Origin of the sequence: Nocardia sp. NPDC059764, from assembly GCF_042732555.1 — a bacterium.
Lineage (GTDB): Bacteria > Actinomycetota > Actinomycetes > Mycobacteriales > Mycobacteriaceae > Nocardia.
In genome coordinates this window covers 1-11,189 of record NZ_JBHWHH010000215.1, presented here as the reverse complement: position 1 = coordinate 11,189, position 11,189 = coordinate 1, and the positions used below count along the sequence as shown (strand labels likewise).

The following is an 11,189-nucleotide window of genomic DNA, read 5'->3' as shown; positions in this document are numbered from 1 at the left end:
GCACCAGCGAGGGCCATGAGGTGCTGGGCGCCTTGCCGCCCCTACTGCCGGACAGCGTGGCTGTCGCCGACGACATCCGCCACCAAGGCAATGCCTCGGCCGCATCCATTCCCCTCGCTATGGCGACCTTGCTCGAGGAGAAGCCATACCTGCACGGGGGCACCGCACTGCTAGCCGGTCTCGGCGCGGGCCTCGCCTTCGGCGCGCAGGTCGTCACCCTGCCCGCGCTGTAGCCGCTACCCGATTCCGCCCGCGCAAAGGTATCCCGACTCCACGACTGCCGGGCCTTCATCGGGGCGGCTGCTCGCCGTCGGGACGAACCTCGGCCAGCACCGCGCGCAGTCGTTCCAGTGCCGGATTCCGGTCGCCGCGGCGCCACACCAGTCGCAGTGTCGTCCGGGTGCCGGCCAGCGGCCGGGCGATCACTCCGACCCGCCGCAGCGCGCGGTGTGAATCCGATAGCACCGCCCCGCCGAATCCGGCCGCGACCAGTGCCAGCACCGTCTGCACGCTGCGGCCCTCGGCGCCGATCCGCGGCACCACACCGGCTTTCGCGCAGAGGGCGAGGATCTCGTCGTGGGACTGGGGTGACACCTCGCGCGGCCACAACACCAGCGGGATCTGGCCCAGCGCGGCCAGCGGCGCGGGACCGGGTCCGAATCCGACCGGATGGCCGTCGGGGACGAACAGCGCCATCGGCTCGTGCCACCACTCATGAGTGACCAATCGGGGATCCCGCACCGGCAGCCGCTGGACCGCGAGGTCGTAACGGCCGTCGAGTACGCCCGCCGACATCGCGGTGTCGCTGAAGCTCTCCTCCAACCGCAACGCGACCTGCGGTAGCTCGCGCCGCAGCCGGCCCAGCACCGCGCCGAGCGGTCCGTTGATGCCGGAACCGGCGAAGGTGACGGTCAGCTTTCCGCTACGACCCTCGGCGGCGAGCCGGACATCCTCGAGGGCTGCCTGCGCCTGGGCCAACACGATCCTGGCCCGATCCACCAGTGCGTTGCCGGCCGCTGTCGGCACCAGGCCGCGGCCCTCTCGCTCGAACAACTCGGCACCGACCCGCCGCTCCAATTCCCGCAGCTGTCGGCTGAGCGTCGGCTGGGTCAGATTCAGGTTCCGGGCTGCGGCGCTGATGCTGCCGGCTTCGGCGATCGCCACCACATAGCCGAGTAGTCGTAGATCCATCCATACCTCCTGAGCATGGGGACCATATCTGTTCATGCCCATCCAGCGGAGATCGGGCGGTGTCGGGCGATGCTGGTTCCATCACAAGGAAGGGATCACGATGACCACGAACACAATTGGCACGAAGCAGAGCCGCTACGAGCACGGCATGTCGGTGCTGAACCAGGTGGACGGCGAGGCCGGTCACCGGATCGTCGACGCCCTGTCCGACACCTCGCCCGAGTTGGGGCATCAGGTGGTGGCGTGGGCGTTCGGGGACATGTACTCCCGACCCGAACTGCCGCCGCGGGACCGTCAGCTGGTCACCCTGGGTGTGTTGACGGCGCTGGGGGGCTGCGAGATCGAACTGGACGTGCACATCAACGCGGCACTGAACGTCGGCCTGACGCCGTCGGAGATCTCGGAGGCGCTGCTGCACTCCGCGGTCTACTGCGGGATGCCGCGGGCCATCAACGCGACCCTGGTCGCCAAGAAGGTCTTCGGTGAGCGGGATCTACTGCCGATCAGCAACGTCTGACCTGCCTGCACTGCTCGATGCCGCCAGCTGGCCGCGTCATCCGACGGGCGCGGAAGTTGTCCGTTCCGGCGTGCAGCCGCAGGTTTCGCCGAGGCTGAGGTGGACACCGAAGGGCGACGGGGGAGCGCTGGGAGGGTTCGGGTGTCCGGCTGCATCGAGGACGCGTGACAGGGCAGCCCGGGCGATGTCGTCGATCGGTTGTTGCGCGGTGGTCAGGATCAGCGGAGCGTGGGTGTTCGCAGCGTCAGCGTCGTAGCCGACGCCGGCGACATCCTCGGGAATGCGCAGTCCGGCATCGACGACCGCGCGCAAGGTCGCGGCGGCCTGGGCGTAGGTGCCGACCACGAGTCCGTCCGGCGCGGGATGGTCGGCGAGGTGGCGCCGCACGGCGTCGTACGCGCCAGCCGGGGTGAGGTCGGTGGGAATCCGTTGCGCGGCAGCGGGTCCGACGACGGAGGTGTACCCCTCGTAGCGCTGGGCGACCTGCCCGACTACAAGACCCTGCTCGACGCCGGATTCGTCACCCGCGGCAACTGATCGGCCAGGCGGCGGCTATGCGGGTCACGGTGTCGAGCGAAAGCGTTGTCATGGCAATCAGATTCGCCACGATCGCCGACGGTATCCAGGTGGTGTCGTGGCTGGGGATGACACCACCTGGAACGTCGTGGCTAGGCGAGTCGGACGTCGGCGGTGGCGAGACCGAAGATCTTGCGCCCCGCCGCCTTCGCGACGATGACGACCACGGCCGTCCGGGTCTCGGGATCGAGCGACTTGATACGGCCGGTGAATTCGACGATGCCCGCCGAGGCGGCTTCGATCACCGTGTAGTTCGACAGCCGGACTCCGTAGCGGAGCATGGCGCCCGGGTCGCCGAGCCAGCCGGTCACGAATCCCGCGCCTAAGCCCATCGTGAGCATGCCGTGCGCGATCACGTCGGGAAGGCCCGCGAGCGTGGCGATCTCGGGATGCCAGTGGATCGGATTCACGTCACCGGAGACCCCGGCGTAGTTGACCAGGTCGCCGCGCGTCAGGGTCACGGTCCGAGGGGGGAGCTCGTCACCGACGGCGACGTCCTCGAATCGCACCGACGTGAGCGGGGTCCGCAGGCGCGACACCGGAGAATGCCGTGCGGCGTCGCCCGGCTCCGGCACGCGGCCCGCGTCGGCGGCAGCGGCGGGCGTCGATTCGAGCCCGCTCATCATGACCCGGTCGATCGTGGCGCTGATGTCGGCGTTGACGTCGTCGCCGGTCAGCCCCACGACGGTGGTATGCATGACCTGCATGATGTCACCGGCCATGTCGCTGAACGTGTTCGTGATGGTGAGCAGATCCTTGCCGCCGATCCGGCGCACCGAGGACAACTCGACATCACTGACCAACCGCTCGCCGGTCACCACCGGCTTGAACATCTCGAAGACCTGATCGGTCTGCACGATCACGTCGTAGCCTTCGAGCACGGTCTCCAGCAGCTTGCGATTGGCCAGCATCGCCGCGGTGGAGATGAACGTGGTCGGGGCGATCAGCCCGGCGTATCCGAGCCCCCGGGCGGCGTCCTCACTCCAGTGCGCGGGGTGGAAGTCCTGGACCGCTCGCGCGTACTCCCGGATCTTCTCCCTGCCCACCTCGTAGTAGTCGTCCAGGCGGTAGTGATGCCCCACCAGACCAGCTACGTCGAACGTCGCCTCCACCAAGCCCTCCTCCATCCGGATTCCTTCCACACGGTAACCGGTGGCGGTCCACCGACATCATGAGTGAAACGACACCTTCTCACATGACTCGGCACCCGCGGCGGAAAACATCAGAAGGGATACTCCGCACACAGCTGCCCTGAGAAACTACGGACCGCATGTTCCCGCATCCGCCGCCCGTACACCGCATCCGAGCCCAGATCCGTATAGGTCTCGAACTCGCACTGGACGAATCCTGCCACTTCCGCCACATATACATCGAAGCCCGGGTACATCAGGCCCGCGTACGGCATGTCGTCGACATCCAGAGCGAGCACAGGGTACTCGCCCAGCGAATCGACCGCGCCCACCGCCAGCACCCGCCGCGAGTCCGACCCACCCGGCAGCAGGAAACACTCCGAAAAGCGTTCGGCCAGCACCTCGAAGGTCTCACCCCACGGCTGCCCCAGCTCATCGCCGACCAGCTCGTCCAACGGCCGCGGCGCGAATCCGCCGTCCTCCGCGAACCATCCGCAACGCTCGAACAAGGTGGTATCGAACGCGAGCCACTCCCGAAGGCTCGGCGACAGCGGACGCCCGGACGGAAACACCGCAGCGGCCAACGCTTCCTCGTCCATGGGCCGTGGCTCACCCGCCACCCACGGCGTGTAGCCGACCCACGCAACGGGCTCGAACATCGCCCGCCCGGGCTCGGTCCGCACCGACTCGATCACCCGCCGCGTCAACCCGACCCCATGCCGCACCACTTCAGTCATGGCGCGCAAGTTAACAGGACGGTCCGACGAAATCACCTGCCATCAAAGGTGATCCGTCGTTTCCGGGGGTCACACCCCAGGAACCGGGCGGGTGGCGATGGCGGGTAGGCGCAAGCTGGTGCGGCATCCGGTGGGGGGGGTGTCGCGGGCGGTAGATGTAGATCACTGAAATCGGGCACGCATTGCTACTACAAGGCGTCGCAGGTTCGGCCTAGGCTGATACGCAGGGAAGATCCCGCGAAACGCCATGGGGAGGCATCATGCGCGCAATTGCCCGAATCATTCAATACGTCAAGGCCATCGGTCGAGCTCGCAAGAATCAGACCGATCTGTTCGGCTGGCTCATCCGGCGGCCACAGCTGCTGGTCAGCACCCTGCTCCACGAGACGATGCTGCTGTTCTCCAACAAACTCGACCCGACCCTCAAGGAACTGGCCGAGCTCAAGACCGCGGCTCTGGTCAACTGCCAGTTCTGTCTCGACATCGGCTCCACGCTGGCCCACTTCGGCGGGCTGACCGAAGCGCAGGTCAGCGACCTGCCGACGTACCAGGACAGCGATGCCTACAGCGACACCGAGAAGCTGGTGATCGCCTTCGCCGAGGCCATGACGGTCACGCCGACCTCCCTGGATCTCGACGACCTGCGCACCCAGCTGCTGAGCCGGATGAACAAGTCCCAGTTGACCGAACTGACCGCCGCCATCGCGTGGGAGAACCAGCGGGCGCGGCTGAACCAGGCGCTGGGTGTGCGCCCCCTCGGCGCGGCCGAGGGTGTCGCCTGCGCGCTGCCCGAATCCCGGCGGCAGGTCGGCTGAGGCTCTTCTGTTCTCGCGGCGATGAATTCGGCGCGGTCGTACCGTCAATTCAGGTGTCCCGTTCCGAGCCACTTGGAGAGACCATGACCTCGACCGCACCTATCACCTCCGGAACCGTCGCGGTGCCCGACGGCACCATCTACTACGAAGTCCGCGGCAGCGGCCCGCTGATCGCATTGGTCGGCGCCCCGATGGACTCCGGCCCCTTCGGCGCGCTGGCCGAACTGCTCGCCTCCGACCACACCGTCCTGTGCCCCGACCCGCGCGGCCACGGGCGTAGCACCGTGACCGACCCTGACAAGGACTCGACGCCGGAACTGCGCGCCGACGACTTGGCCCGGGTGATCACCCACATCGGTCAGGGCCCGGCCGTGGTGATCGGATCCAGCGGCGGCGCGATCACCGGCTTGGCGCTCGCCATCGACCGGCCCGAGCTGGTGTCGACGCTCATCGCGCACGAGCCGCCGCTGCGTGAACTGCTCGACAACCGGGAAGAACTGCGGGCGCGGACCGACGAGATCGTGGACGTGTACAACACCGGTGACGCGATCGGCGCGATGCGCAAGTTCGGTGAGATGTCCGGTCTGTACATGCCGGAGGAGATGCTGCAGCAGATGTTCGGCGGCGAGCGGGACCCGCGGGCCATCGCCTCCGACGACTTCTTCTACCGCCACGAACTGCGCACCACCTCCGGCTGGCAGCCTGCCCTGGACGCGCTGTGCGCCACCCCGACGACGATCGTCATCGGCATCGGCGACGAGTCTGCGGACCTCTTCTGCGATCGCACCTCGCGTGCCCTGGGCGCTGAGCTGGGCATCGAGCCGACTCTCTTCCCGGGCGGTCACGCCGGGTTCATGGAGCAGCCCGACGCGTTCGCCAAGAAGGTTCGCGAAGTCATCGAGGCCGACTAGCGGGTTCGGCGACGGCCAGGTGCCGAGCTCGAGGGCCGGCGCATGGCCGTCGCTGATTGACAGCGAACTGCCCCCGTCGTAATTTACCGATCAGTCAATTCGTGTGGGTCGAGATCCAGCTACCCGCATCCGCCGACCTCGCCACCGACGACGGGTACCGCTATGAAGAACTATCTGGCCTCCGCGCTGCTGCAGCCGACGCCCTCGATCCGATCGATCGTCGGCGCGACCAGCACACCGGATCTGCACGGCCGCACCGTGATTCTGACCGGAGCGTCCTCGGGCATCGGCGAAGCGACCGCGCATCTGCTGGCCGACCGCGGCGCGCGGATCCTCGCGGTGGCCCGGGACCGGAAACGGCTCGAGCAGACCTGCGGGGCCATCACCGCCGACGGCGGCGTCGCCCACCCGATGCCCTGCGATCTCACCGATCCCGAACAGGTCGGCGAGCTGGCTGCCACCGTGCTCGAGCATTTCGGCACCCCCGACATCGTGGTCAACAATGCGGGGCGGTCCATCCGACGCAATGCCTTCGACGCCACCGATCGGGCCCACGACTACGAGCGGACCATGGCCGTGAACTACTTCGGGCCCGTTCGCCTGACCCTGGCCCTGCTGCCCGCGCTGCGGGAGGCGAACAGCGGCCACATCATCAACATCGGCACCTGGGGCACCACCGCCGGTGTCATGCCCAAGTTCAGCGCCTACCACGCCTCGAAAGCCGCGCTGGCAGCGTTCGGGCGCAGTCTCGGCGCGGAATGCCACGACACCGGAATCGCTGTCACCACAATCGGATTCCCGCTCGTGCGTACGCCGATGATCAGCCCGACCAGCGACTACGACGCCCAGGCCGCGTTGACGCCGGAACAGGCCGCCGACTGGGTGCTCACGGCGGTGCGTGACCGTCCGGTCGAGCTGTATCCCACGTATGCCGCGGCCTTGCGGCTGCTGTCGACAGTGTCGCCGCGGCTGGCGGACAGTTTGGTGCGCGCAGCAGGCATCTGACCCGTACCGGATCATTCCACCGGCGGAATCGCCCAGCGCGCGTAGGTGTTTTCGGGGCTCACCGTGATGATGTCGGCGACCTGCACGATGTCATCGGGGATGTGGCCGTCGAAGTGCGCCAGGCTCGGGATGATCACCGCGTCGGCCTCCATGCGGGAGACCAGGGTGCGGACCCGGACCAACGGCCGATCGGTCTCGGGACCGAAGACCACTGTCTTGCACAGGTCATAGCCGAGCCGACGAGCCAGATGCTGGATCTGAGCCTCGTCCCACTGCTGCTGTGCCCCCGACACATCATGCCGGAGGTATCCGATCGCTGACGGTTGTGGCCGCATCCTGCCGCTCTCTTACCCGATCCGCTTGACGCCGAAGACAACGCTACGGCCAACCCGCGTCGCGCATGGCCCGAATCCACCGAGAATCTGCTTGTCGCAAACGTGTCGCGATCGCCGTGTCGCGGATCACCCGCGGCTCAGGCCACTCCGAAACCCCTTGATATGCAATGCATTACCTAATTTCGGTGAGCCTTTCTTTGCTGGCGGCAAACGTTGTGAACTACTACCGTTCCCCTGGTGAGGGACGAAATGACTGGTTCGGTGGCGCTAGAGCATCCCGCCGAACCCCATGCGACAGGATTGGCCACCCGTCTGAATTGGCTGCGTGCGGGCGTTTTGGGCGCGAACGACGGGATCGTCTCCGTCGCGGGCATTGTCGTCGGTGTCGCGGCAGCGACGAGCAACAGCACCGCGATCCTGACCGCGGGCGTGGCCGGACTCGCCGCGGGCGCGGTGTCGATGGCCCTCGGCGAGTACGTCTCCGTCAGCACCCAACGCGACAGTGAACGCGCCCTGCTGGAAACCGAACGCCGCGAATTGGCCGAACAACCCGAAGCCGAGCTCGCCGAACTGGCTGCCATCTACCAAGCCAAGGGCCTATCCCCGGCCACCGCTCAGGCGGTGGCCGAAGAACTCACCGCCGCAGACGCATTCACCGCCCACGTCGAGGCCGAACTCGGCATCGACCCCCACGACCTCACCAACCCCCTCCACGCGGCCCTCTCCTCGGCCCTGTCCTTCACCCTCGGCGCACTGCTCCCGCTCCTGGCAATCCTGACGCCCCAGGCGATCCGGGTTCCCCTCACCATGGGCGCGGTCCTGGCCGCCTTGGCTCTGACCGGCGCGGTGGGCGCGCGCCTCGGACAGGCTCCCGTCGCCCGCGCGACCATCCGCGTCCTCGCCGGCGGCGCACTCGCGATGATCACTACCTACGCCATCGGCCACATCGTCGGAATCACCATCTGACCCACCCGATCACCAGGCCAGCGGGCCCTTCGCGTCGAAGAACCCACCCGTCGGCCCGTCCGCACCGATCTGCGCCATCCGCACGATGATCTCCGCCGCCTCCCGCACCGTCTGATGCCCGAGGTTGTGGTTCAGATCGGTACTGGTGAAACCCGGTTCCACCGAATTGATCCGAATACGCGGAAAAGCCTTGGCATACTGAATCGTCAGCGCATTGACCACGGTCTTCGACGCCGGATACGCAACACCCGGGTACTGATAGGCCGTGTCTCCCTCGGCAGTGATCCGGCGCAGCGAAGCCAGCCCGCTACTGACGTTGACAACCACCGGCGCATCGGACTTCTCGAGCAGCGGCAGAAACGCATGCAGCATCCGCACGGTCCCGAACACGTTGGTCTCGAAAGCTTCCCGCATCATGTCCGCCGTCAGCTCGGCGGCCCCCAGCACAGTCCCGTCCGCACCCATCTCCGTCTGAATGCCCGCATTGTTGACCAGCACATCCAGCCCACCGTCAGCCTCGATCGCAGCTGCTGCGGCATTCACCGACCCGTCGTCGGTGATATCGAGCTGAACAGCCAACGCACCGATCTCCTCCGCCGCCCGCCGGCCCCGCTCAGCATCCCGGCTCCCGATATACACGGTGTGCCCTTCCGCCACCAGCCGTCGCGCAGCCTCGAAGCCGATCCCCTTGTTGGCGCCCGTGATCAGAACTCTGCTCATTTCCCGACCATAAGATCTGGAGCGCACTCCATGTCAATCGCGGATACGCCGTTCTCACGCTGCCACGCCGGTACATCTCATTCGCAGGACTAGGTACCAACCGTTTGGCCATGGTAGTCCCTAGGACCCTCAGGGTAGTCTCCACCCGGTGGCCATCCTCTACCAGTTCGAACAGTGGGAGGAGACCCACAATGACTGATCCCGAGATGAATGACATCAGCCCAGAAGCAATGGCCGAGATCATGAATCGGCTCGAAGTACGTCCCGGAGAGCCGATGGACACAGAGCTGGCCGCCGATACCGAGGCCGATAATAGAACGGGTCTGCGTCCTCGTTCAGTGAAGATGTCCGATGATCTGGACCTTCGCTGCGGAATCCGCGCAAGCGAACTCGGCTTGTCCAAGAGCGCCTACGTCCGCCGCTTGATCGAGGCCGACCTGCATGCCGCCTACAGCATGAGCCAGAAATGGTCCCGCTCGAGGAAGCCCGCCTGGCAGCGCGACGAGCCGTCGACGACGCGTTCCAAGAGTTGTCGCACCGGACCGGCCACGCCGCCTGATCAACTCTCTCGAAGTACGCCTCGGCGACCGATTCGATGTCCACCGCGGCCCGGTGCATCTGCTCCTGCTACTGCTTGATCAAGCAATCGAATCCGCCCGAGCGGTGGGCGGGCCGAACACCGCGCGCAGCACCGGCCGCGCGCCCCGTGCCTGGCCGATGTCCGTCAGCATGGCCATGAACTCGTGGTAGTTCGTCTTGATCGGATTGAAGGTCCCGACGTTCTTCGTCAATCCGTAGGTCACGGGGGTGGATTCATGGGCGTAGGTGCCGAATATGCGGTCCCAGATGATCAGCACGGCACCGTAATTCTTGTCCAGGTAGGGATTGTCGGCGCCGTGGTGGACGCGGTGGTGCGAGGGGGTGTTGAAGATGTACTCGATCGGTGCGGGCAAGAAGCCGATGCGCTGGGTGTGGATGGGCCACTGGTAGATCGAGCTGGCGAACTGCCAGAAGAAGATGATGAACGGCGGGACGCCGATCAAGGCTGCGGGCATGAACGCGGCATTGTGGAGAAAAGTTGCGAAGGGCATCAGGAATGGCATCCGGATCCCGGTGGTCAAATTGAACTGCTCACTGGAGTGATGCACACTGTGAGCCGTCCACAATACGCGAACCCGGTGATCGGCCCGATGTCCCCAGTAGTAGCAGAAATCGGTCACGATCAGTCCGATGCCCCAGGTCCACCATCGGTCGGCGGGCAGCTGAATCGGCGTCAAGACGGCCCCGGCGAGGACGAAAGAAAATGGGACGAGCAGGTTCTCCAGTGAACGGGTAACCCTGCTCGCGATACCGATCACCACGCTGTTCCAGGTATCGGGACGATAGAATCCACGCTTCCGATCCCCGCCCGCACTGCGACGCCAGGAAACCCATTCGATGACTAATGTGAACAAATATGCCGGTATCACCAACATGAAGATGCGAGTGTAATCCACCGTGGGGCCCTTGTCGGAGTTGCGTGGCGGGGTCGGGGATTTCGACTATCCGACGCCGGACCCGCGACCGGTGGGGCACGCAGAACTGCTGCATCCGAAAAGCGCGTTCATGAGCGGAGCCAGGAGCGACGCAGGCAGGTCACTCGAACCGGTGGCCACCACGGGCTGTGTATTCAAGGACGTGGTTGCCGACCCGCTGGTCGCGACGGGTTGAACGGCGGTCGGTGTGGCGACGGCCATCCCCTTGGCGGCAGCCAGGCCGGTGAAAAGCACAGCGACAGCGATTGTTCCGCGAAGCCTGCTCCGATTATGAGATTCGGACACTGTGTGTCTCCCAGTTCGTTTGGTTGAGAGTTGCGTGGCGGGGTCGGGGATTTCGGCTATCCGCCGCCGGCCCCGACAACGGGGTTGCAAGCCAGCCGTAGCGAAGAACCGCTGCATCCGAAGAGTGCATTGAGGATTGGAGCGATCACGGGAGACCCCCACAGTGCGGAGTTCCCCGCGTAGACCCACGGCATGGGGTCCGCCGAGGCCGACGCGGACGCGCTCGAGGACCCGGTTGTCGCAACGGGCTGCAAGGCGTCCGGTGCGGCGACGGCCGCGCCCTTGGCTGCAGCCAACCCTGTGAAAAGCACGGCGGCAGCGAGTGTTCCGCGAGCTTTTGTTCGTTTTTCGAATTTGGACACTGAGAAGTCCCCCGGTTCGGTAGGTGTAGCGGTCCCGAGGCTATCGACTGTGAAGCGATCGCATGTCAGATTGTGTGCCCCGATTCTTGGGGGCGACTGGAAGC

The 11,189-nt window shown here is 66.1% G+C and carries 15 protein-coding genes; 8 read left to right on the top strand and 7 right to left on the bottom strand.

Features of this window, described 5'->3' with window-relative positions; all coding sequences use genetic code 11:
• Nucleotides 1-233, top strand: a 233-nt coding sequence (locus ACFV4K_RS31505; RefSeq protein WP_379279846.1) for a 3-oxoacyl-[acyl-carrier-protein] synthase III C-terminal domain-containing protein, incomplete at its 5' end; no start/stop codon positions are given.
• 55 nt (nt 234-288) lie between these two features.
• Here ACFV4K_RS31505 and ACFV4K_RS31500 read toward each other — a convergent pair.
• Nucleotides 289-1,191, bottom strand: a complete 903-nt coding sequence (locus ACFV4K_RS31500) for a LysR family transcriptional regulator (protein WP_379279844.1) — start codon at nt 1,189-1,191, stop codon at nt 289-291.
• A 100-nt stretch (nt 1,192-1,291) separates the two neighbouring features.
• Between ACFV4K_RS31500 and ACFV4K_RS31495 the strand changes: the two genes are divergently transcribed.
• Nucleotides 1,292-1,708: a carboxymuconolactone decarboxylase family protein gene (locus ACFV4K_RS31495; protein ID WP_379279843.1), complete on the top strand. Its 417-nt coding sequence runs from the start codon at nt 1,292-1,294 to the stop codon at nt 1,706-1,708.
• A gap of 36 nt (nt 1,709-1,744) precedes the next feature.
• On the opposite strand, the gene ACFV4K_RS31490 is transcribed toward ACFV4K_RS31495, so the two are convergent.
• The 3 genes from ACFV4K_RS31490 to ACFV4K_RS31480 form a co-directional block, all read right to left on the bottom strand.
• Complete coding sequence (locus tag ACFV4K_RS31490; RefSeq protein ID WP_379279849.1) at nt 1,745-2,134, bottom strand: substrate-binding domain-containing protein; 390 nt, start codon at nt 2,132-2,134, stop codon at nt 1,745-1,747.
• A gap of 242 nt (nt 2,135-2,376) precedes the next feature.
• Nucleotides 2,377-3,411: a fused (3R)-hydroxyacyl-ACP dehydratase subunits HadA/HadB gene (locus tag ACFV4K_RS31485; protein ID WP_379279841.1), complete on the bottom strand. Its 1,035-nt coding sequence runs from the start codon at nt 3,409-3,411 to the stop codon at nt 2,377-2,379.
• Nucleotides 3,412-3,506: 95 nt separating this feature from the next.
• Complete coding sequence (locus ACFV4K_RS31480; RefSeq protein WP_379279839.1) at nt 3,507-4,151, bottom strand: hypothetical protein; 645 nt, start codon at nt 4,149-4,151, stop codon at nt 3,507-3,509.
• Between the two features lie 260 nt (nt 4,152-4,411).
• On the opposite strand from ACFV4K_RS31480, the gene ACFV4K_RS31475 reads away from it, so the two are divergent.
• The 3 genes from ACFV4K_RS31475 to ACFV4K_RS31465 all read left to right on the top strand — a co-directional run bounded on the left by ACFV4K_RS31475 (nt 4,412) and on the right by ACFV4K_RS31465 (nt 6,882).
• Complete coding sequence (locus ACFV4K_RS31475) at nt 4,412-4,966, top strand: carboxymuconolactone decarboxylase family protein (protein ID WP_379279837.1); 555 nt, start codon at nt 4,412-4,414, stop codon at nt 4,964-4,966.
• A gap of 83 nt (nt 4,967-5,049) precedes the next feature.
• Nucleotides 5,050-5,877 (top strand): alpha/beta fold hydrolase, encoded by an 828-nt coding sequence (locus tag ACFV4K_RS31470; RefSeq protein WP_379279836.1) that lies wholly within the window; start codon nt 5,050-5,052, stop codon nt 5,875-5,877.
• Nucleotides 5,878-6,039: 162 nt separating this feature from the next.
• On the top strand, nt 6,040-6,882 hold the full coding sequence (locus ACFV4K_RS31465; RefSeq protein ID WP_379279834.1) for an SDR family NAD(P)-dependent oxidoreductase: 843 nt from the start codon (nt 6,040-6,042) through the stop codon (nt 6,880-6,882).
• 11 nt (nt 6,883-6,893) lie between these two features.
• Here the strand turns inward: ACFV4K_RS31465 and ACFV4K_RS31460 are convergent, their stop codons facing one another.
• Entirely contained in the window at nt 6,894-7,175 is a 282-nt protein-coding gene (locus ACFV4K_RS31460) for a hypothetical protein (RefSeq protein WP_379279832.1), read from the bottom strand.
• Between the two features lie 291 nt (nt 7,176-7,466).
• Here ACFV4K_RS31460 and ACFV4K_RS31455 point away from each other — a divergent pair, with 291 nt between their 5' ends.
• Complete coding sequence (locus ACFV4K_RS31455) at nt 7,467-8,183, top strand: VIT family protein (protein WP_379279848.1); 717 nt, start codon at nt 7,467-7,469, stop codon at nt 8,181-8,183.
• A gap of 9 nt (nt 8,184-8,192) precedes the next feature.
• Here ACFV4K_RS31455 and ACFV4K_RS31450 read toward each other — a convergent pair whose 3' ends face one another.
• The gene (locus tag ACFV4K_RS31450; RefSeq protein WP_379279831.1) at nt 8,193-8,903 is read right to left on the bottom strand and encodes an SDR family NAD(P)-dependent oxidoreductase; all 711 of its coding nucleotides are present in this window, start codon (nt 8,901-8,903) and stop codon (nt 8,193-8,195) included.
• Between the two features lie 191 nt (nt 8,904-9,094).
• Between ACFV4K_RS31450 and ACFV4K_RS31445 the strand changes: the two genes are divergently transcribed.
• Complete coding sequence (locus tag ACFV4K_RS31445; protein WP_379279829.1) at nt 9,095-9,541, top strand: hypothetical protein; 447 nt, start codon at nt 9,095-9,097, stop codon at nt 9,539-9,541.
• Here the strand turns inward: ACFV4K_RS31445 and ACFV4K_RS31440 are convergent, their stop codons facing one another.
• Entirely contained in the window at nt 9,542-10,264 is a 723-nt protein-coding gene (locus ACFV4K_RS31440; protein WP_379279827.1) for a sterol desaturase family protein, read from the bottom strand.
• Between the two features lie 145 nt (nt 10,265-10,409).
• On the opposite strand from ACFV4K_RS31440, the gene ACFV4K_RS31435 reads away from it, so the two are divergent.
• Nucleotides 10,410-10,613: a hypothetical protein gene (locus tag ACFV4K_RS31435; protein WP_379279825.1), complete on the top strand. Its 204-nt coding sequence runs from the start codon at nt 10,410-10,412 to the stop codon at nt 10,611-10,613.
• Nucleotides 10,614-11,189 lie beyond the last annotated feature (576 nt).

Excerpts from the sequence above, each read along its gene's own strand:
- ACFV4K_RS31485 (WP_379279841.1), bottom strand. The coding sequence starts at position 3,411 with ATGGAGGAGGGCTTGGTGGAGGCGACGTTCGACGTAGCTGGTCTGGTG.
- ACFV4K_RS31445 (WP_379279829.1), top strand. The coding sequence starts at position 9,095 with ATGACTGATCCCGAGATGAATGACATCAGCCCAGAAGCAATGGCCGAG.
- ACFV4K_RS31455 (WP_379279848.1), top strand. The coding sequence starts at position 7,467 with ATGACTGGTTCGGTGGCGCTAGAGCATCCCGCCGAACCCCATGCGACA.
- ACFV4K_RS31475 (WP_379279837.1), top strand. The coding sequence starts at position 4,412 with ATGCGCGCAATTGCCCGAATCATTCAATACGTCAAGGCCATCGGTCGA.
- ACFV4K_RS31495 (WP_379279843.1), top strand. The coding sequence starts at position 1,292 with ATGACCACGAACACAATTGGCACGAAGCAGAGCCGCTACGAGCACGGC.
- ACFV4K_RS31450 (WP_379279831.1), bottom strand. The coding sequence starts at position 8,903 with ATGAGCAGAGTTCTGATCACGGGCGCCAACAAGGGGATCGGCTTCGAG.
- ACFV4K_RS31500 (WP_379279844.1), bottom strand. The coding sequence starts at position 1,191 with ATGGATCTACGACTACTCGGCTATGTGGTGGCGATCGCCGAAGCCGGC.
- ACFV4K_RS31480 (WP_379279839.1), bottom strand. The coding sequence starts at position 4,151 with ATGACTGAAGTGGTGCGGCATGGGGTCGGGTTGACGCGGCGGGTGATC.
- ACFV4K_RS31465 (WP_379279834.1), top strand. The coding sequence starts at position 6,040 with ATGAAGAACTATCTGGCCTCCGCGCTGCTGCAGCCGACGCCCTCGATC.
- ACFV4K_RS31470 (WP_379279836.1), top strand. The coding sequence starts at position 5,050 with ATGACCTCGACCGCACCTATCACCTCCGGAACCGTCGCGGTGCCCGAC.